Source organism: Blautia sp. XA-2221, from assembly GCF_028767025.1.
Taxonomy (GTDB): domain Bacteria; phylum Bacillota; class Clostridia; order Lachnospirales; family Lachnospiraceae; genus Blautia_A.
Genome location: NZ_JAJQXX010000002.1, coordinates 193513 through 215142 on the forward strand (window position 1 = coordinate 193513; position 21630 = coordinate 215142).

Below are 21630 nucleotides of genomic sequence, written 5' to 3' on the forward strand. Positions count from 1 at the left end.
TCCTCCCATGGCTTTATATAAAGAAGGAGTTATAAAGATTCCCATCGTCCGGAGGCGCCGCAGGGAAGAACCAGACCGCTGGAGGTAACCGGAAGTCCGATTTCCTGAGAATCTACGGTTCCGTTAAACTCTTTCAGTTCTGTTGCCAGCATGTAGGTAAGGACAGCCGGGGCAAGTCCTGTTGTATAGGAGTTGATCAGGAAAAACAAAGGATCAGGACTGAGAATCTTTTTGCACAGCTTGACCAGAGGATGAATGGCATCTTCTATTTTCCAGATTTCGCCTTTTGGACCTCTTCCGTAGGAAGGGGGATCCATAATAATAGCGTCATAATGATTGCCTCTGCGGATTTCCCGTTCTACAAACTTCACACAGTCGTCAACAAGCCAGCGGATAGGAGCATCTGCCAGTCCGGAAGCAGCAGCGTTTTCTTTGGCCCAGGTAACCATGCCTTTGGAAGCATCCACATGGGTAACGCTTGCGCCTGCGGCTGCGGCTGCCAGAGTTGCGCCTCCTGTGTAGGCAAAAAGGTTCAGTACCTTCACCGGTCTGCCTGCATTTCGGATTTTTTCTCCAAACCAGTCCCAGTTGACCGCCTGCTCCGGGAAAAGTCCGGTGTGTTTGAAGCTGAATGGCTTCAGGTGGAAGGTGAGATGTTTGTAATGAAGATCCCACTGCTGGGGAAGATCAAAAAATTCCCATTCTCCGCCGCCCTTTTTACTTCTGTGATAATGGGCGTTCATATTTTTCCATCCCCGGCTTACCTTTGGGGTATCCCAGATAACCTGCGGGTCCGGACGGACCAGGATATATTTGCCCCAGCGTTCCAGCTTTTCACCGCCGGAAGTGTCAATTACTTCATATTCTTTCCATTGATCTGCAATCCACATAAATGATAACCTCTCATTAGTTTTAATAAAATCAGTCTGTACTGATGATACACTCAGTATAGGGGAATTGCAGTAAATCTGCAAGTGAAAAAGAGTGGAGTTTCCTGTTTACAGGTGATATCTTTGCTGTTTGCAGGTCGCTATCCCGACAGGTGTTTTGGCATATATGTCAAAATCCCGGAATAAACGAAAGAGTTTTTATAAATACACGCTTACAGGACTTGACAACAGGGAATTTAGCATACTAAAATAGACGAGATAGCATGATTTAGCAATGTAATAGAAAGAAGTCCGAAAAGAGCGGAATGAGGAGGAAAAACATGGAAAAATACAGTGAAATGAGCAGAGACCAGCTTCTTGCTCTGAAAAAAGAGCTGGATCAGCAGTATGCAGACATTAAAGCGCAGGGACTTGCCCTGGATATGTCCCGTGGTAAGCCGAGTACAGATCAGCTTGATATTTCCATGGAAATGATGAATGTCCTTTCAAATGGAGCAGAGCTGAAATGTGAAACAGGAGTAGACTGCCGTAACTATGGTGTGATCGACGGTATTCCGGAGGCAAAACGTCTTCTGGGAGAGATTTCAGAAGTGGACCCGGAACACATTATTATTTATGGAAATTCCAGTCTGAATGTCATGTTTGATTCCATTGCCCGTTCTATGACTCACGGTGTTATGGGAAACACTCCCTGGTGCAAGCTGGATAAAGTGAAATTTCTCTGTCCGGTACCGGGTTATGACAGACATTTTAAAATCACAGAATTTTTTGGGATTGAAATGATCAATGTTCCCATGTCCCCGGAAGGCCCGGATATGGATATGGTAGAGAAGCTTGTCAGCGAAGATCCGGCTATTAAGGGTATTTGGTGCGTACCAAAATACTCCAATCCTCAGGGCTATACTTATTCAGCAAGAACAGTTCAGAGATTTGCCAACCTGAAACCGGCAGCTCCTGACTTCCGTATTTACTGGGATAATGCATACAGTGTACATCATCTTTATGATGAGGATCAGGATTTTCTTCTTGAGATCCTTACTGAGTGTGCAAAAGCCGGAAACCCGGATATTGTATATAAGTTTACTTCAACCTCCAAAATCAGCTTCCCAGGATCAGGTATTGCGGCAGTTGCGGCATCCAAAGCCAATCTTGAGGACTTCCGCAAATATATGCAGATCCAGACTATTGGCCATGACAAGCTGAACCAGCTCCGTCATGTCAGATTCTTTAAGAATCTGGAAGGCATTCATGAACATATGAGAAAACATGCGGATATCATCCGTCCGAAGTTTGAACTGGTGCTTGATGTTCTGAATAAAGAACTTGGAGGACTTGGAATCGGACAGTGGACAACTCCAAAGGGAGGCTATTTTATTTCATTTGATTCTCTGAATGGCTGTGCGAAAAATATTGTGGCGAAAGCCAAAGAGGCCGGAGTTGTAATGACAGGAGCTGGCGCTACCTATCCATATGGAAAGGATCCTGACGATTCCAATATCCGTATCGCACCTACCTTCCCGTCCATGGAGGAGCTTGAAAAAGCAGCTTATGTATTTGTGGTATGTGTAAAACTGGCAAGTGTAGAAAAGCTGCTGGGAGAATAAAAGATATTCAGATACTGTTTTTCAGCAAAAAATATATGTCAGGCAGCTTGGCCTGAGCAGCAGAAGGGAGACTGCATGGAAGAAAAAAATAAAGAGCAGGAGCCTGTGAAGGAAAACGGTACAGAAGAAAAGACAAAAATGAGTACAGGCAGAAAACTGGTGATCAGCCTGATCACGGTACTTCTGGTATTAACGGCAGCAGCTTATGGCTACGGGGTTTATTACTTTTCCGGACATTTCCTTCCGGGAACGCTGGTAAACGGATTTAACTGTTCCTATATGGATCAGGCAGAAACGGAAAAGCTTCTGGAGAAGAAAACCCGGGCATATGTGCTGGCGATACGCACAAGAGGAAACGGCCAGGAGAGTATGACTGCAGAGGAAATCGGTCTGGTATATCAATCAGATGGAAGCGTGAAAAATCTGATGCATGATCAGAACCGCTTTCTGTGGTTTTTGTCGTTTGGACAGCACAGCGCTCTGGAAGTTCCCTCCTCTGTTTCTTGTCAGGAGGAGCTTTTTGAGCAGAAGTTTCAGAGCCTCAAGTGCCTTCAGGATAATGTACAGCCAGTAGATGCGTTTATAGAAGATACAGGAAACGAGTTTGCCATTGTTCCTGAAACAGAGGGAAATCTGGTGGATCAGGAAAAGCTCCGTGAGACTGTGATAAAAGCGCTGACCACAGGGGATCCGGTGGCAGATCTTGAAGAGGATGGATGCTATATAAATCCTCAGGTTTACAGTGATGATGAAAGACTTATAAAGGACTGTAACCAGATGAATGAGCTGACAGATGTTGTGATCACCTATGATTTTGATGACCGAAAAGAAACTGTGGACCGGAATGTGATCCGTACTTTTCTTTCCAGAGATGGAAATGAAGATCTTGTACTTGATAAAGAGAAGATTGCAGATTATGTAAAGACTCTTGGAGAAAAATATGATACTGTAGGTACGGAGAGAACCTTTGAAACTTATGATAACCGACAGATTACAGTTTCCGGCGGCAATTACGGATGGGTCATTGACCAGAAAAAGGAAACGGAAATTCTTTATCAGGAGATTATAAGCAAAAATACTCAGGTCCGTAAGCCGGAATACAAACAAAGTGGAATGAGTCGTAATACCAATGATATTGGTTATACATATGTGGAGATCAATCTGCCGGCTCAGAGACTGGTGGTATATCAGGATGGTATTCCTGTGGCAGATACCGGGATCAGTGCGGGAAGCGGAACCGAAACAGGGATCTATACAGTTGGAGAAATGCAGTCTCCGGCAGAGGTCAACGGAGGGAATGTGAATTTCTGGATTCCCTATAAAGAAAATTCAGGAATCGTGGATAATCCCAATCTGACTCAGAGTGACGTAGGCTTCTGGGAGGAAGGTTTTTCTGCGGTCAGTGATTTTGGCTCAGGAGAAAGCAGTACAGACGGAGGCATATGGACAGATAACAGTGGCTATATTGAGATTCCGGGAGATATGGCATCAGAGGTTTATCAAAATGTCAGATCCGGTATGCCGGTTGTGATCTATAAATAAACAGAATGAAACTGCTGCAGAGATTCCGGCAGGGATTTTTGCAGCAGTTTTTACATTAAAAGTAGCCGGATAAACGGTACAGACCAGACCTCCGGCAGTAAGGGAGAATAATTATGAAGATTGTTGTTTTAGCAGGAGGAACAAGTACAGAAAGAGATGTTTCCATTGTTTCAGGAACAGGTATCTGCAATGGCTTGAGAGCAAAGGGACATCAGGCTGTTCTTGTGGACGTTTTCTGCGGAGTGGAAACAGTTGACTGGACAGACCCTTTTCCACAGGAATATGATGTGGAAGCTGCCAGCGCATATATAAAAAGCTTTAATCCCCATATTGAGCAGCTGAAAAAAGCCCGTAAGGATTTCTTTGGGCCAAATGTGCTGGAACTGTGCAGAAAGGCAGATTTTGTTTTCCTTGGACTTCACGGAGCAAATGGTGAGGATGGAAGAATACAGGCAGCTTTTGACCTTATGGGAATCAAATATACAGGAACCGGATATCTCAGCAGCGCCATGGCAATGGACAAAGGCGTGACGAAATGGATGTTCCAGATGAAGGGAGTACCTGTTCCGGGCGGAGTTACCATGAAGCGTCAGACACGGAAGGAAGATCTGGCAGAGCTGGGACTTGCCTTTCCTGTTGTTGTAAAGACCTGCTGCGGCGGTTCCAGTATCGGCGTTTATATTGTAAAAGATCAGGAAGAATACATGAAAGCTCTGGATGAAGCTTTTGCCTATGAGGAAGAGGTTGTAGTAGAAGAGTTTATTCAGGGTACCGAATATACAGTAGCTGTAGTGGACGGAAAAGCTTATCCGGTTGTTCAGATCGTACCCTGCCAGGGATTTTATGATTATGAAAACAAATATAAGCCCGGAGCAGTCAAAGAAACCTGTCCGGCTCCGATTTCTCAGGAGCTTACCAGAAGGCTTCAGGACTATGCAGTTCAGGGCTACCGGGCTCTTGGGTTGGAAAGCTATGCACGACTTGATTTTATTGTTACAGATGATGAAAAAATCTACTGTCTGGAAGCAAATACCCTTCCGGGAATGACTCCTACCAGTCTGATCCCTCAGGAAGCGGCAGTGCTTGGTATGGATTATCCTACTTTATGCGAGGAACTGATCCGGGTATCTGAGAAAAAATATAAATAAGAATTTCCGGGAAACATTTTATCCGGAAGGTAAGGAACAGATATTATGAAAAATCTTACATTAAGAAATATAACAAAGGTATGCGGCGGTACTTATCATGGACCGGAAGAACTTCTGGACCGTGAAGTGGTTTCTGTTATCACGGACAGCAGAAAAGCTGAAGCAGGCGCTCTTTTTGTTCCCATTGTGGGAGAGCGGGTGGATGCTCATAAATTTATTCCGGACGTAATGGAAAAGGGGTGTCTTGCAACTCTTTCCGAAAAAGAGCCGGAAGGGACTGATTACGCCTGTATCCAGATAGAATCTTCGCTTCAGGCAGTAAAGGATATTGCAGAGTTTTACCTGGAGCAGCTTCAGATCCCTGTTGTGGGAATTACCGGAAGTGTGGGAAAAACAAGTACCAAAGAAGTCATTGCCTCTGTTCTGAAAGAAAAGTACAGAACATTAAAAACTCAGGGTAATTTTAATAACGAGCTTGGTCTTCCTCTCACTGTGTTCCGTCTGAGAGATGAGGATGAAATTGCAGTTCTGGAGATGGGGATCAGTGATTTTGGCGAAATGACCAGGCTTGCAAAAATTGCAAAACCGGAAACCTGTGTCATTACAAATATCGGAACCTGTCATCTGGAAAATCTTGGTGACAGAGATGGAGTCCTGAAGGCAAAAACAGAAATTTTTGCCTCTCTGAAACCCAACGGAAATATCATTCTCAACGGTGATGATGACAAGCTTGCCACAGTAAAAGAATATCGTGGAATCCGTCCGGTATTTTTTGGATTAAACCAAAAGTACGATGTATATGCAGACGAGATTAAAAGTCTGGGACTGAAAGGTATGTCCTGCAGGATCCATATGGGAGATCAGAGCTTTTCCGTACTTGTTCCAATGCCGGGGATCCATATGGTATACAATGCCCTTGCAGCAGCTGCAATCGGAAAAATTTACGGACTGACAACAGAGGAGATCAGAAGAGGAATTGAAAGTCTGGAGCCTGTCAGCGGCCGTTTCCACATGATCGAGACAGATAAGCTTCTGATCGTAGACGACTGTTATAATGCAAATCCAATGTCCATGAAAGCTTCCCTGGATGTTCTGAAAGACGGATCCGGACGGAAAGTTGCCATTCTGGGAGATATGGGAGAGCTTGGAGAAAATGAGATCCAGCTTCATCAGGAAGTGGGAGTTCATGCGGCATCCTGCGGAATCGACAAATGTATCTGTGTAGGAGAGCTTTCCACACATATGGCAGAGGCGGCAAAGAAAACAGATCCTGATTTTGATATCTGCCATATCAGAACCCGTGAGGAACTTCTGGAACATTTAAGCGATTACATACAGCCGGGAGATACGGTTCTGGTAAAAGCGTCCCATTTCATGAAATTTGAGGATGTGGTTCAGGCGTTGGAAAAATTGTAGAAACCGGGGAGAATTTGACGAACGATTTTTGTTCCCTCTTTGACTTTCAGGGTGTAAAATGAAAGGCATAAGCCGGTCGGTGAGATGTTTCATTACATGACCGGCCGGAATATGAAAATCAAGGAGGGAATCATGCTGGAACGAATTATGGATCTGCACCTTCTGCTTTACACCATGACTGCGCTGGGAGCGCTGGGAGCAGTGGGAATGCTGGCCGTACACCTTACCTACAGAAGAGCCATGCGAAAAACAAAAGCAGTGATGAACCTGAAGGAAAAATGGCTGAATCTCTGGAAAACCAGGGACAGGCTTCTTAACAGGATGAATCTTCTTGTGTGGGGACCGTCGCTTCTGTCAGTGGCGTGTCTGGGACTGGCTCTTTTTTTTGCTACCAGACTGGAGCTTAAGAACGGCCTTTCTCTGCAGTATCTTTATATTGGAACAGCAGTGCCTGTGATATTGCTTCTTTTAAGACAGGCTCTTGATTTTACTTACAGAGAAGATCTTGTTATGAATTCTCTGGCAGATTATATTCTGCAGGCCCGGGCAAAGAAGGAAGAAATTTCTGCATCAGGGAGAATGTCAGAAACAGCAGTGTGCGAGAAACAGGATCCTGTATTTCAGGAGGAAATGGTAGAAAAGATCACTGCAAGTATCCGGCAGACGGCAGCTACGGGAAGTCATTTCAGTAAAATGCTGAGCCCGGAAGAAGAGGAAATTATGAGGGAGATCATCAGAGAATTTATGAACTGATATAGTTCAGAAACCAGATGATGTTGTTTCTATGGCGTTGGTTTTTATACTTTGTTGGTATCTCCTTCTTGTAGAAAAGACAAGTTTTTGTTATACTTAGCGTGGACAGCATCAGGAAGTGGTGCTGAAAAATTTTCAGATATCCCGATCCGTTTCTGAAAAAGAAATCCGGATTGAAAATAATAAAAGGAGTGAGAGCCATGAGCAAAGTAACATTTGATTATTCAAAAGCAGGCTGCTTTATCGCAGATCATGAAGTTGAGGCGATGAAGCCACTGGCTGAGGCAGCGGCAAAAACCCTGACAGAAAAAACAGGTGCAGGAAATGATTTCCTTGGCTGGATCGACCTTCCGGTTGATTATGATAAAGAAGAATTTGCCCGTATCAAAGCAGCAGCTAAGAAGATCCAGGAGGATTCTGAGGTACTTCTTGTAATCGGTATCGGAGGTTCCTATCTTGGAGCCAGAGCAGCAATTGAGTTTCTGAGACATGGTTTTTATAATAATGTTTCCAGAGAAATCCGCAAAACACCGGAGATCTACTATGTTGGAAACAGTATCAGCAGCAGCTATATCCAGGGGCTTATTGACGTAGTGGGAGACAGAGATTTCTCTATTAACATGATTTCTAAATCCGGTACTACCACAGAGCCTGCCATTGCTTTCCGCGTATTTAAGGAAATCCTTGAAAAGAAATACGGAAAAGAGGGCGCTGCAAAGAGAATCTATGCAACAACAGACAAGGCTCGCGGAGCCCTGAAGAAGGTTGCAGATGAAGAAGGATATGAAGAGTTTGTTGTTCCGGATGATGTAGGAGGACGATATTCTGTACTTACAGCCGTAGGACTTCTTCCGATCGCAGTAAGCGGAGCTGACATTGATAAGCTGATGGAAGGAGCTGCTTCCGGACGGGAGATCGCGCTTAACAATGCCTTTGAGGATAATGACGCGCTGAAATATGCTGCAATCCGTAACATTCTTCTTCGCAAGGGAAAAACTGTAGAGGTTCTGGCAAATTACGAACCAAGCCTTCACTATATCAATGAGTGGTGGAAACAGCTTTACGGAGAGAGTGAAGGAAAAGATCAGAAAGGTATTTTCCCGGCAGCAGTAGATCTGACAACAGACCTTCATTCTATGGGTCAGTTTATCCAGGATGGAAACCGTATCCTGTTTGAGACAGTTATGAATGTAGAAAAATCCAGCGCAGAGCTTGTTCTCGGAGAAGAAGCAGTGGATCTGGATGGACTGAACTATCTGGCAGGAAAAACGGTCGACTTTGTTAATAAAAGCGCAATGAACGGAACAATCCTTGCTCATACAGACGGACAGGTTCCGAACCTGAGAGTTGATATTCCGGAGCAGAACGAGTTCTATCTGGGACAGTTATTCTATTTCTTTGAGTTTGCATGTGGCGTCAGCGGATATCTTCTTGGAGTAAATCCGTTTAACCAGCCGGGAGTTGAAAGCTATAAGAAGAATATGTTCGCTCTTCTTGGCAAGCCGGGCTATGAAAAAGAAAGAGAAGAGCTCCTTAAAAGACTCTGATACTTTATGAAAATTATTTTTCTTGAGGGAGAAAATCTGGGTGAGGACATGGTCTTCACCCCTTTTCTTCATCTTGGGGAAGTTACAATTTATCCATCCACTTCAGAGAAGGAGATGCCTGAACGGGTAAAGGATGCGGATATTATTGTGGCGAACAAGCTTCCCATGTGTGAGGAAACTCTCAAAGACGCAAAAAATCTGAAACTGGTTTGTCTGACAGCAACAGGAATCAATAATCTGGATGGAGAATATCTGAAAAAACGCGGCATTCATGCCTGTAATGTAGCCGGTTATTCCACAGATGCGGTTGCCCAGCACACGTTTGCCATGCTTTTTTACCTGTGGGAAAAGCTGAGCTTTTATGACGACTATGTAAAATCAGGCGCTTATATGAAAAATCGTAGTTTCTCATATTTTTCTCAGCGTTTTTATGAACTCAGTGGGAAAACATGGGGAATCATCGGAATGGGAGCCATTGGACAAAAAGTTGCCGGTATTGCGGAAGCTTTTGGCTGCAAAGTGATCTGCTATTCTGCATCCGGCAGAAAATATCAGCTTCCCTCCAACAGAAAACAGGTAGATTTCGACACAATATTAAAGGAATCTGATATTCTTTCAATCCACGCGCCGTTAAACAGTCAGACAGAAAACCTTATTGATCTTCAGGCACTGAAAAAAATGAAACCTACATCGGTCCTTATTAATGTGGCAAGAGGTCCTATTGTAAATCAGGAGGATCTTTATACTGCTCTTACACAAAATATGATCGCAGGAGCAGGGCTTGACGTATTGAAACAGGAGCCTATGGCAGAAGATAACCCTCTCATTAAGATTCAGGACAGCAAAAAGCTTCTGATCACACCTCATATGGCATGGGCGCCTGTGGAAACGAGATTCCGGTGCAGAGATGAGGTGGTAAAAAATATAGAAGCATTTCTGGCCGGAGAGGACAGAAACAGGGTTTATTGATATGGAAAAAAAACGAATTACATGGATTGAACTGCTGCGTATAGCAGCTTGTATCGCAGTGATTGGTATTCATGCAGGTTCTCAGCATTTCAGGGATATTCCCATAGATACATTCACCTGGAAAGTATCGAATTTTTTTCATGGCATTAATCGGTTTGCAGTAGCAGGATTTATTATGATCAGCGGAAGTCTGTATCTTGACAGAAAAAGAAACTGGGATATAAAGCGTTTATGGACAAAAAATATTCTTTCAGTGGCAGCAGCCTATTTTTTCTGGCAGATTTTTTATGCAGTATACAGAATACTGATCCAGGGAAGCCCATCGCCCGGAAGCCCAGAATTTATAAAGAAGCTTCTGGTTTATATCAGTGAACCCTGGTTTCATCTGTGGTATCTTCCCATGTTGATCGGACTTCTGATTCTTACTCCGCTGTTGTGGGAAATAGTAAACAGTTCCAGAGGAAAGCAGTGGAGCGAATATATGATTGCTTTGTTTCTGGTATTTCAGATCCTGACTTATACCATAAGTTGCTTTGATCTTCCGTGGAAACCTCATATCCAGAATTTGCTTAATACTGTGCATCCGGAGCTGATTACAAGCTATGTAGGATATTATGTTCTGGGGCATTATCTGTATGAATATGGTGTACCGAAGAAAATGGAAAAAATGATTTATATTCTGGGAATCGGGTTTATTTTTGCAGGTATCTGGCTTAGTCAGCAGAGATCAATAGAAGCAGGAAAGCCGATACAGGCATTTTATGACAATTTCACAGTTGCTGTATTCTTTTGGAGTGTGGCAATTTTTCTTTTCTTTAAAAATTATATTTCAAAAATTAAATGGAGTGAAAAGCAAGAAAAATTTATCTGCAATATGGGAGGCTGCACCTTTGGAATCTATCTGATCCATGCGCTGGTGCGGGATCTTTTTTACAGAAACGGTATAGACAGTATGATGATGTGCAATACGGCCATTGCTATTCCCATTGTTATATTCCTGATTTTTGCAGTAAGTTGGATTGCCGTATCTTTATTTAGAAAGATTCCTTTTGTAAAAAGGTGGCTGATGTAAAAAATGCCATTAGGAGACGACTTGATATGAAAGATAAAAGACAAAAGAGAAAGAATCGTATGAAGGCGCTGCGACAGGCCATTAATATGGAATTAAAAGAGCACAGAAGTACATTTATTGTGTTTTCTGTACTGAGGATCCTGGTTATTGGCTGCATGGTCCGCCAGATTTTTCTTCACAATTATGAGAGCTTTTTCCTCAGTGTACTGACGCTGCTTCTTCTGTATATTCCAAGCTGGCTTCAGGTAAAACTGAGGATAGAAATCCCGATAGGACTGGAAATTTCCATTCTGTGTTTTATATTTGCGGCGGAGATTCTGGGAGAGATTAATGCTTTTTATATTGTAATTCCCGGATGGGATACCATTCTTCATACATTGAATGGATTTTTGTGTGCGGCTGTGGGATTTTCCCTGGTCTTATTATTAAATGACAATGAGAAACTGACTTTTGATCTGTCTCCGTTTTTCCTGGCGCTGGTGGCATTCTGTTTTTCCATGACTGTAGGCGTAATGTGGGAATTCTTTGAGTTTGGAGTAGATCGCTTCCTGAACTTTGATATGCAGAAAGATACCATTGTAAATATGATCAGCAGTGTAATGCTGGATCCGGCAAAAGCCAATCATTCCGTTGCAGTCCGGGAAATTGCGGATGTGATACTGGTTCATGGAGATGGAACACAGCAGGCACTGGGACTTGGAGGATATCTGGATATAGGGCTTTATGATACCATCAAGGACCTTTTTGTTAATTTTATCGGAGCTGTGGTATTCTCAGTGATCGGTTTCTTTTATGCAAGAGAACGTGGAAAGCGCAGAGTGATCTCTCTTTTTGTTCCGCGTAAAAAAGCAAAGGACAGAGATTATCTGTCCATTACCAACAAAAAATTAAAATGATCAGTCTTCTTCGATAACCTGAATTTCCAGGTAATCGAATTCTATTTGTTCTATAAAACTGTCCTGGTAAAATCTCGTTTTGGAATGACGTTTAAAGTCCGTAACGGTACTGTCAAGCCAGATGGGATTTTCCAGGTCAAATTCATAGCAGATTTCTTCCAGACCCCGGAAGATTTTGTGTGTTCTGGTGTCATCTGAATCATTACATACTACGGTATCCTTTATCAAACGATTACTTTTCCATAATTTTCCCCATAAACGAAACATAAAATTCCTCCTGTCTATAAGACGCTCTTTCTGGTATATACATTACTGCTTACTACGTTCCCAGTATACCGATTATCCGTATATAAGTAAAGAAAATTCATTGCGGATTTTCTGAAAATGCACTATAATGAAATAATTATACAGACCATATTTTATGAATGGAGGAGCTATTATGAAATTGTACGAAGGCGGTGTTTATCTTGTAAACGGTCATGACATCGTAGAAGAAAACAGCATGACTCAGCCTGTATCCAGGGAAGAGGCTGCAAAAAATACGATGGCATATGGAATTTTGGAAGCCCATAATACTTCCGGAAATATGAAAAAACTGCAGATTAAATTCGATAAACTGACATCTCATGATATTACCTTTGTAGGAATCATTCAGACAGCCAGAGCATCCGGTCTGGAAAAATTCCCGGTACCGTATGTACTCACAAACTGCCATAACTCTCTGTGTGCAGTAGGCGGAACGATCAATGAAGATGACCATATGTTCGGACTTACCTGCGCGAAAAAATACGGCGGTGTATATGTGCCTCCTCATCAGGCTGTTATTCATCAGTATGCCCGTGAAATGCTGGCCGGAGGCGGAAAAATGATCCTTGGCTCTGACAGTCATACCCGATATGGAGCCCTTGGAACCATGGCAATGGGAGAGGGCGGCGGAGAGCTGGTAAAGCAGCTTCTTTCTCAGACTTATGATATCAATATGCCGGGCGTTGTTGCCATTTACCTGAAAGGCGAGCCACGGCCGGGAGTTGGTCCTCAGGACGTTGCTCTGGCAATTATAGGAAAAGTTTTTGCAAACGGTTATGTAAAAAATAAGGTCATGGAATTTGTCGGTCCGGGAGTGTCAGGCCTCAGCGCAGATTTCCGAATCGGTATTGATGTTATGACTACAGAAACAACCTGTCTTTCCTCTATCTGGCAGACAGACGATACCATTGAAGAATTTTATGAAATTCATGGAAGAAAAGAAGACTATAAAAAACTTCAGCCGGGCAATGTGGCTTATTATGACGGATGCGTGGAGGTGGATCTCAGCGAGATCAAACCGATGATCGCTATGCCGTTCCATCCAAGCAATACATATACGATTGATGAGCTGAATGAAAATCTTGACGATATTTTAAGCGATGTTGAGAAAAAGGCTCAGGTAAGTCTGGATGGTAAAGTGCCGTTTACTTTAAGAGATAAAGTGGTTGACGGTAAGCTTTATGTAGACCAGGGAATCATTGCAGGATGCGCCGGAGGCGGATTTGAAAATATCTGTGCAGCAGCGGATATTCTCAGAGGAACCAGTATTGGTGCAGATGCTTTTACGCTCAGCGTATATCCTGCAAGTACGCCGATTTATATGGAACTTGCAAAAAATGGCGTGCTGGCAGATCTTATGGCAACAGGTGCAGTTGTGAAAACAGCATTCTGCGGACCGTGCTTTGGCGCAGGAGACACACCGGCAAATAATGCGTTCAGCATTCGCCACACAACAAGAAATTTCCCTAACCGGGAAGGCTCAAAGATCCAGAACGGACAGATATCTTCTGTTGCGCTTATGGATGCAAGATCTATTGCGGCTACAGCAGCGAACAAAGGCTTCCTGACCTCAGCAGAAAGCTTTACCGGAACTTATACAGGTCAGAAGTATTTCTTTGACAAAACAATTTATGAAAACCGTATTTTTGACAGTAAGGGTGTAGCTGATCCGGATGTGGAGATTCAGTTTGGACCAAACATCAAGGACTGGCCGGAAATGCCGGAACTGGCAGAGAATCTTGTGCTGAAAGTGGTTTCCGAAATTCATGATCCGGTTACCACAACAGATGAGCTGATTCCGTCAGGAGAAACCTCTTCTTATCGTTCCAATCCTCTTGGACTGGCTGAGTTTACGTTATCCAGAAAGGATCCTGAATATGTAGGCCGCGCCAAGGAGATCCAGAAAGCTCAGAAGGCGATCCAGGAAGGTAAATGCCCTCTGGAGGCAGTTCCGGAACTGCAGCAGGTAATGGAAACTATTCAGAAACAGTTCCCGGAGATCGGTGAGGGAAATCTGGGTATTGGAAGCACGATTTTTGCAGTAAAACCAGGAGACGGTTCTGCCAGAGAGCAGGCGGCATCCTGCCAGAAGGTACTTGGAGGCTGGGCTAATATTGCCAATGAGTATGCAACAAAAAGATATCGTTCCAACCTGATCAACTGGGGAATGCTGCCATTTCTGATTCAGGACGGAGATCTTCCGTTTGAGAATGGAGATTACCTTCTGTTTCCGGATGTCCGTAAGGCAGTGGCTGAAAAAGCGGAAAATATCTCCGGCTATGTAGTAAAATCGGAAGGTCTGAGAGAATTTAAGGTAACTCTTGGAGAGCTTACAGATGATGAGAGAGAAATCATACTGAAAGGCTGCCTGATCAATTACAACAGAAAATAAGTGATTTATAACAGCCGGGAATGGATAAATACTGAGCTGTCTTCAAATATCAGATTCAGGAAGGCAGCTCATATCCGTTTTTGGCTGTTCTTATTTACCGGGGCAGCAGTACATTCTGTATGAATCTTTCCGGTAAAAATACTTTGCGAGAAGCGCATAGTTTTGAATCTGTCATGCATATGTCTGCTCTGGCGGAATAAAGATGATAACAGAAGTGTTTTAGGTCTTTTATGATTCGCGGAGAGAAGAATAAAAGAGGACAGAAAAACAGGCATAAGACGTTCATTTACAGTTTTATATTGATATAGTATCTTTTTAAATTATCTGAAATTTATAAAAAATATAAAAAGATAATTGTTTTAAAACAAATTATAGTAAAAATAAGTAGAAAAAATGAAAATAAAATCGAAAAATGTATTGACAAATATGAGGGCCGGTGCTATTATATACTCATCAAAAGAAAAAGCAATCAAAGCACAAAAGAGAAAATCATTCAATTCATAGCATATATAAATGTTACGTGAAAAGGATGAAATCAAGAGAAGGGCAAAGGTGGTTCCATTGGGAAAGTAGCTTACTTATTTATCAATACGAAACAGTGACAGGAATCGTGTTTCCTGCAAGAAAGACCTGGTACATAAGAATCGAAAAGTAAATCCATAGCAGTCACATAAAAGGGATGATCACCTGATATTATAATTTGTGATCTGATCCGGAGAATTAAGTTTTAAGTCAAAAAATCCGCGGGATGGAAATCCATGAGGTGAAATTTATTCAGTAAGTAATCTGAATGAACGGATCCGGAAGATACGAATCGCAAGGATATTTTTCAGAAAACAAAATTCCAGCGACAGATACCGGAATAACTGATTGAGATATCATATTTGATAAAATTCCTAAAGTGATATGAATAAGGAAAACGTACTTCAGGTATATAGAAACGATTTTTCGTATTGAATAACTGTCACAAACCTGATACAGAGAACTTCGGAAATATGTAAAGAAATATTTACTGAAGAGGTATAACTGCCGGTCTTAGAACTTTGCCGGAAAGAAGAGTTTTTGGAAAGTTTGTAAACAGACAGGAAAGATATTTTGAAATCCATATAATGATATTGTAAAATGACTTATATGAATTGAAGCTTTGCATCAGAAGAGTATTTTCTCACAAAGGATGCTGTAATTTCAGAAATTATAATCCGTAAGTTATAATTTCAAAATCTATCAACTTTCTAAATAAACAAAATGATAAATAATCATAATGTTTACGAGCAGGAAATCAGAGAAAGAATCACATATACAGAAATATATGCGGAACGGAAAAACTGAATAAGGTAAATATTTATAAAAACCAATTAGACACAAGATAATTCTTTAAAAAGAGGATAATAAAAATTGAATAACGAAGAATGGTAAGACGGTCATCATTTTTGAAATTGAAGTAAAAAGTGATGACCGTCGTTCTTGCCAGAAACAGTCTTTTAGAGTATACTCTCCACAGAAGTAAAAAGGAGAGTTTTTTTATGTGGCGAGGAAATATACAGGAAAATATTCTTTATGAGGACAGCCAGATCCTGGTATGTCACAAACCGGCAGGGCTTGCAGTTCAGAATGCAAGAATGGGAAGCATGGATATGGAAAGTGCTTTGAAAAACTATCTGGCATCAAAGTCAGGAGGGAAAACGATTCCGTGGCTTGGAGTTCTGCACAGACTGGATCAGCCGGTAGAAGGAGTGATTGTTTTTGCAAAAACATCTGCCGCCGCAGCGGATATCAACAGACAGATGACAACAGGTGGAATAGGTAAGATTTATCTGGCCGTGACAGACAGAAAAGTTATGGAAAAAGAAAAGAAACTTACAGATTATTTATGCAGAGATGGAAGAAAAAATATGTCTTTTGCAGTAGAAAAAAAGACTCCGGGGGCTAAAAAAGCGATTTTGTCCTATAAACTTCTGGAAGAGATTTCTGATGACCGGACAGTATCCGGATACCGAAGTCTGGTAAAAATCCAGCTTGAAACCGGCCGCCATCATCAGATCAGAGTACAAATGTCACAGGCGGATATGCCTCTGATCGGAGATAGAAAATATAATCCAAAAGACAGTTCGGGACTGCCTCTGGGACTGTGTTCCTGCTGTCTGAGCTTTCTGCATCCGGAAACAGGAAAGAAAATGGATTTTTATGTAACACCTCAGGGGCAGGCATTTGAGGGCTTTTGCCTGCCTGAGTGTTTGTAAAAAACGATGCCTTCTGGAAAAGTGTAAAACTTTACCCAAAATCGTGAAAAAACTATGAAAAGTATGGACGTAAAATGTAAAATATGATAAGGTGATGTATCGAAACGTAAAATAGTTGGAAGCACATACAGATGTAGCAGAAGAGGAGAAAAGCAATGAAAAAAACAACTGTTGCGGCAGCCCTTGTGACAGGTACAGTTCTGGCGGCAGGGATTTTTGCTAAATGTGATGTTTTTGAGGAAAACGTGATCGCGGATGTGCGGACAGAAGATGAGACAGAAAAAAGCGAGACAGAGGACAACAGTTCCCGTATTGATACATCAGCGCCGGTTTTGGCCGGAAGCAGAATTGCAGTAGTAAGTAAAAGCGTCAGCGGTGAATTCTGGGACATGGTACATAAAGGTATGGAAGATGCAGTAAAAGATCTTAATACCGCTTATGGCTTTAAGTCAGATGACCAGATTAAAATGACTTTTGAAGGACCGGATAATGAGCTGAACGTGGAAGAGCAGGTAAATACCCTTGACGCGGTTATTGCAGAAAATCCTTCCGTTCTCTGTTTTTCTGCTAGTGATATGAATTCCTGCCAGGCTCAGTTGGAAACAGCCACAGAAAATGATATTCCGGTAATTATTTTTGATTCGAATATCAGTGAGAATGAGCTTGTAACAGGATTTTATGGAACAGATAACGAGCGTGTGGGAGAAATTTCCGGAGAAAAGATGGCAGAAGCGTTGAATGAAAAAGGCAGTATTCTGATTTTTTCCGCCCAGGAAAAGACAGAAAGCAGTCAGAAACGTGTCAGCGGATTTAAAAATGCCATTGCAGAATATACAGATATGGAAGTTGTACAGGAAATTTATGCAGACCAGGTAGAGGATATGAGTGTTGCCATGCAGGAGGCTCTGGCGGAGAATCCGGATACAGCAGGAGTATACTGCACAAATGCGGATGTGTCAGAATTATATCTTTCTCTGGAACAGACAGAGGAAGAACTCCCGGTAATGATCGGCGTGGATGCTACCACAAAGCAGCAGCAGGCAGTGAAGGACGGCCGGGAATACGGAATTGTGTCCCAGGATCCCTATGAAATGGGATATCAGACCATACTGGCAGCTGCTAAGGTAACAGATCCGGAAAACAGAGTGGCAGAGGGAACTGTTTTTCTGGAACCGGCGTGGATAGACACCACAAATCTGGAGAATCCCGAATACAGCAATTATCTTTATAAGAAATAATAAGAACAGCCCGTGTATATTAAGGAATATAGCGGGCTGTTTTGCGTAAATAAAACTTCAGAGTGCATGATTTTTTCCTCCAACATTTGTTGAAGAATTATTTCTAACCGCTTTTGTATACAGAAAGGCAGCTGTAGTGGCTGCTTTTTTGTTATGTTGGATAATCCATAAAAGTGAATTTAAAGATAGATATACATGAGTTGATATTGTATTGTGTACAATGAAGTCTGTAACATGCGAATATAAAGGAATAATCGGAACTGCCAGGTGTATTGCTTTATTAACAAAGTAGAAAATAATTTTGTGCTTTTTAAATTTGTATATTGTAAATGTGAAAAAATAGAATCGGATATGAAAGACATTTACAATGTGCGAGTGTAAAAGAATGACGGGGTGACAATGAGTATTGCTTATTAACAAATAAAAAGGAATTTTGTGCTTTTTAAATTTGCACATTGTAAACGTGAAAAAATAGAATCAGATATGAAAGACATTTACAATGTGCGAGTGTAAAAGAATGACGGGGTGACAATGAGTATTGCTTATTAACAAAGTAGAAAATAATTTTGTGCTTTTTAAATTTGCATATTGTAAATGTGAAAAAATAGAATCGGATATGAAAGATATTTATAATGTGCAAATGCAAAAGAATGACGGGGTGACAATGAGTATTACTTATTAACAAATAAAAAGAGCTTTGTGTTTTTGGAATTTGTATACTGTAAATATAGACTTGTTCATAAATAGAATTTGTGATGTCCGAGCATAAAAATATTAAGATTTATATATGAATATTACCAACATAAATGAGGCTTAAAATTTGTATATACAGGGCATATAAGAGAAAATATAATATCATACTAAAATCAAAAACAATTAAAAAATTAAAAAGTTTATAATTGACTATTGTACTGCAGGATGATAAGATAAACTTAACAGGAAAGAGGATGGTATCCAAAGGTATTTTTTGCCAAAATCATAAACAAAGATAGGGATGATTCCCTGATGGATGAATACAATCGCAAATATATTGCTGCAGAAAGAGGTGGATAGAATTGTCAAATGCACAGCAGATAAAAGTGTTTTACAAAGAAGTCCTGGAAGATCAGCGGGAACATTCCAGAATAGAGCTGTTTAATTATGCAAGAAGAAGGTCTAATAATTTGTATACGGATGGAATGCTGACAGGCGCACTTAGGACTCTGGTTACAGATACAGGCGACTATATTTGTGTACGCCGAGGATGGTATAAGAAAAAAAGCAGAGAAGAAAGAATACAGGAGCCAAATTCTCTTGTGCAGGCTTATGTGGAAATTTTTCAGGATACTCTCAGAAAAAGTAAAAATATTACTTCTGATCCATTTCGTGTACTTAAAATGCCTCAGGAAGATGTGAAGAAGCTGGAACGTATTGAGAAATGTATAACTATGATTTCTGATACATTAGAAAAAATTCGTTGAAATCTGTAAAGATATTACCTGCTTTATTTTGAATTTATAATGATTTTTCTGGAGAAAGACGTTATAATAGAAGCAGCAGTTATTATCATAAAAACAAAGGAGAAGTTTATTATGAAACAGGACATGATTGTCATTCTTGATCTGGGAAGTACCGAAAATACGGTAATTGCCCGTGATATCCGCAGCCTTGGTGTATACAGTGAGATACATCCCCATGATATTACCCCGGATGAGCTGAAAGCTCTTGATAATGTAAAAGGAATCATTCTCAATGGTGGAGAGAACAGAATTGTAGATGGAAAGCCGGTAGTAATCCGCCCGGAACTTTATGATCTTGGATATCCTATGATTTCTGTAGATTATCCGGAATCTCAGTGTGATGTGAAGTTTGATAAACTTCCGGATCAGGATACTCTGAAGAAATTTGTTTTTGAAACCTGCAAGGCAGAACCGAACTGGAACATGAAGAACTTTATCGAAGATCAGGTAGAGCTAATCCGCAGACAGGTAGGAGATAAAAAAGTTCTTCTGGCTCTGTCAGGAGGCGTAGATTCTTCTGTTGTTGCAGCACTTTTGATCAAAGCTATTGGACAGCAGCTTGTATGCGTTCATGTAAACCATGGACTGATGCGCAAAAACGAATCAGAAAGCGTTGTTCAGGTATTCCGTGATCAGCTTCATGCAAATCTTGTCTATGTAGATGCGTCAGAGCGTTTCCTTGGAAAACTGGAAAATGTTGCAGATCCTGAAGAAAAGAGAAAAATTATCGGTGGAGAATTTATCCGTGTATTTGAAGAAGAGGCAAGAAAACTGGAAGGAATCGAATTCCTTGGACAGGGAACTATTTATCCGGATATCATCGAGAGTGGAACAAAGACAGCTAAATGTGTAAAATCTCATCATAACGTAGGAGGACTTCCGGAAGATCTGCAGTTTGAACTGGTAGAGCCTCTGGCACAGCTGTTCAAAGATGAGGTTCGTGCCTGCGGACTGGAGCTTGGACTTCCGGCAGAAATGGTTTATCGTCAGCCGTTCCCGGGTCCGGGACTGGGTGTAAGATGCCTTGGCGCAATTACACGGGACCGCCTGGAGGCACTTCGTGAGTCTGATGCAATCCTTCGTGAAGAATTTGCAAAAACAGGACTGGATAAGAAAGTATGGCAGTATTTTACTGTAGTACCGGATTTCAAGGCTGTTGGTGTAAGAGACAACGCAAGAAGTATGGGATATATGGTTGTGATCAGAGCTGTCAATACCATTGATGCAATGACTGCATCCATTGAAAGAATTGATTATGATATTCTGGAAAGAATCTGTGCCAGAATTACAGCAGAGGTTCCGAGCGTCAGCAGAGTGTGCTATGAGATTACACCGAAGCCGGTGGCGACGATAGAATTCGAGTGATGAAATGAACTCTAAAAACCCAGTGTTTATACGGGTTACAAGCAAATTTGTTTAATTGCTGGCAACGATTTGGCAACACTTCTGGTATCATTCATTAAATAACAGAATACTTCAATAACAGAAAAACCTTACTGATTTTCAGAAATGAAGCTGAAAGTCGGTAAGGTTTTTTTGATCTGTAAGGAAAGTACTATTTGTCCGGTTTAAGCCTGTCTTTGAACGCTTCTACGAGATAGTCACTGAGTTCCTTTGAAGGCGAAACTTTGTGCCAGTGTCCGGATGTATCCAGTGCAGGATAATTATACCGCCACTGGTCGTATTCCTCTTTGGTTATTTCTCCCTGCTCCAGACGGGCAGCCTGTTCCCGCCATGCGTGGAACATATCAAACATAGTCGAGTAAGTAGAGCCGCTGAATTTATCTAACCGCAGACATACTTCTCCGTCGATTTCTCCGACTTTCAGACCATACATATCTTCCAGAGCAAAGAGTGTGTGCATAAGACCGAGGTAACTGTCTATATCCGGGACATCGATTGCCCGTGGGCTGACATCAAAGACGTGAGCCATTTCTTTGATGAGATCGATTTTGGGTTTTCTGGCTTCGGATTCATATTGTGCTACACGGACATCAGAGGTCTTTCCGAGAAAGCCGAGAATTTCACCGAGCTGTTTTTGTGTCATGCCTTTTCGATTACGGAAAAAGCGGATTCGCTTGCCGATTGCCATAATAAAACCTCCGTTGCAGTTATAGT

Annotated in this window: 17 protein-coding genes; 14 read left to right on the forward strand and 3 right to left on the reverse strand. The window is 41.7% G+C overall.

From position 1 onward, the window contains the following. Positions 1 to 29: 29 nt before the first annotated feature. Positions 30 to 890 (reverse strand): class I SAM-dependent methyltransferase, encoded by an 861-nt coding sequence (locus LU279_RS02740; RefSeq protein WP_274420855.1) that lies wholly within the window; start codon positions 888 to 890, stop codon positions 30 to 32. A 320-nt stretch (positions 891 to 1210) separates the two neighbouring features. Here LU279_RS02740 and LU279_RS02745 point away from each other — a divergent pair, with 320 nt between their 5' ends. The 9 genes from LU279_RS02745 (at position 1211) to LU279_RS02785 (ending at position 11837) form a co-directional block, all read left to right on the forward strand. Further along, positions 1211 to 2494: an aminotransferase gene (locus LU279_RS02745; protein WP_274420857.1), complete on the forward strand. Its 1284-nt coding sequence runs from the start codon at positions 1211 to 1213 to the stop codon at positions 2492 to 2494. A gap of 75 nt (positions 2495 to 2569) precedes the next feature. Then, entirely contained in the window at positions 2570 to 4036 is a 1467-nt protein-coding gene (locus tag LU279_RS02750; protein ID WP_274420859.1) for a L,D-transpeptidase family protein, read from the forward strand. Between the two features lie 113 nt (positions 4037 to 4149). Continuing rightward, the gene (locus LU279_RS02755; protein WP_274420860.1) at positions 4150 to 5184 is read left to right on the forward strand and encodes a D-alanine--D-alanine ligase family protein; all 1035 of its coding nucleotides are present in this window, start codon (positions 4150 to 4152) and stop codon (positions 5182 to 5184) included. Positions 5185 to 5229: 45 nt separating this feature from the next. Then, positions 5230 to 6600, forward strand: a complete 1371-nt coding sequence (locus tag LU279_RS02760) for a UDP-N-acetylmuramoyl-tripeptide--D-alanyl-D-alanine ligase (protein WP_274420863.1) — start codon at positions 5230 to 5232, stop codon at positions 6598 to 6600. A 132-nt stretch (positions 6601 to 6732) separates the two neighbouring features. Beyond that, positions 6733 to 7353, forward strand: a complete 621-nt coding sequence (locus LU279_RS02765) for a hypothetical protein (protein ID WP_274420865.1) — start codon at positions 6733 to 6735, stop codon at positions 7351 to 7353. Between the two features lie 200 nt (positions 7354 to 7553). After that, complete coding sequence (locus LU279_RS02770) at positions 7554 to 8900, forward strand: glucose-6-phosphate isomerase (RefSeq protein ID WP_138271561.1); 1347 nt, start codon at positions 7554 to 7556, stop codon at positions 8898 to 8900. Between the two features lie 6 nt (positions 8901 to 8906). Then, a complete protein-coding gene (locus LU279_RS02775; RefSeq protein WP_274420871.1) occupies positions 8907 to 9869 on the forward strand; it encodes an NAD(P)-dependent oxidoreductase in 963 nt (320 codons plus the stop codon). 1 nt (position 9870) lies between these two features. Then, positions 9871 to 10941 carry an acyltransferase gene (locus LU279_RS02780; RefSeq protein WP_274420872.1) on the forward strand — a complete coding sequence of 357 codons (1071 nt, stop codon included), beginning with the start codon at positions 9871 to 9873 and terminating at the stop codon, positions 10939 to 10941. Positions 10942 to 10967: 26 nt separating this feature from the next. Continuing rightward, positions 10968 to 11837 (forward strand): hypothetical protein, encoded by an 870-nt coding sequence (locus LU279_RS02785; RefSeq protein WP_274420874.1) that lies wholly within the window; start codon positions 10968 to 10970, stop codon positions 11835 to 11837. Here LU279_RS02785 and LU279_RS02790 read toward each other — a convergent pair whose 3' ends face one another. Then, on the reverse strand, positions 11838 to 12104 hold the full coding sequence (locus LU279_RS02790; RefSeq protein ID WP_274420877.1) for a hypothetical protein: 267 nt from the start codon (positions 12102 to 12104) through the stop codon (positions 11838 to 11840). It abuts the gene before it with no gap. Between the two features lie 172 nt (positions 12105 to 12276). Here LU279_RS02790 and LU279_RS02795 point away from each other — a divergent pair, with 172 nt between their 5' ends. The 5 genes from LU279_RS02795 (at position 12277) to guaA (ending at position 20877) form a co-directional block, all read left to right on the forward strand. Beyond that, on the forward strand, positions 12277 to 14535 hold the full coding sequence (locus LU279_RS02795) for a hydratase (RefSeq protein ID WP_274420879.1): 2259 nt from the start codon (positions 12277 to 12279) through the stop codon (positions 14533 to 14535). A 1523-nt stretch (positions 14536 to 16058) separates the two neighbouring features. Next, positions 16059 to 16775 carry an RluA family pseudouridine synthase gene (locus LU279_RS02800; protein WP_274420881.1) on the forward strand — a complete coding sequence of 239 codons (717 nt, stop codon included), beginning with the start codon at positions 16059 to 16061 and terminating at the stop codon, positions 16773 to 16775. A gap of 155 nt (positions 16776 to 16930) precedes the next feature. Beyond that, positions 16931 to 18013, forward strand: a complete 1083-nt coding sequence (locus LU279_RS02805) for a substrate-binding domain-containing protein (RefSeq protein ID WP_274420883.1) — start codon at positions 16931 to 16933, stop codon at positions 18011 to 18013. 1055 nt (positions 18014 to 19068) lie between these two features. Beyond that, a complete protein-coding gene (locus LU279_RS02810; protein WP_274420885.1) occupies positions 19069 to 19473 on the forward strand; it encodes a hypothetical protein in 405 nt (134 codons plus the stop codon). 111 nt (positions 19474 to 19584) lie between these two features. Further along, the gene (gene guaA, locus LU279_RS02815) at positions 19585 to 20877 is read left to right on the forward strand and encodes a glutamine-hydrolyzing GMP synthase (RefSeq protein ID WP_022067103.1); all 1293 of its coding nucleotides are present in this window, start codon (positions 19585 to 19587) and stop codon (positions 20875 to 20877) included. A gap of 190 nt (positions 20878 to 21067) precedes the next feature. On the opposite strand, the gene LU279_RS02820 is transcribed toward guaA, so the two are convergent. Then, a complete protein-coding gene (locus tag LU279_RS02820) occupies positions 21068 to 21604 on the reverse strand; it encodes a helix-turn-helix domain-containing protein (protein ID WP_118045242.1) in 537 nt (178 codons plus the stop codon). Positions 21605 to 21630: the final 26 nt, after the last annotated feature.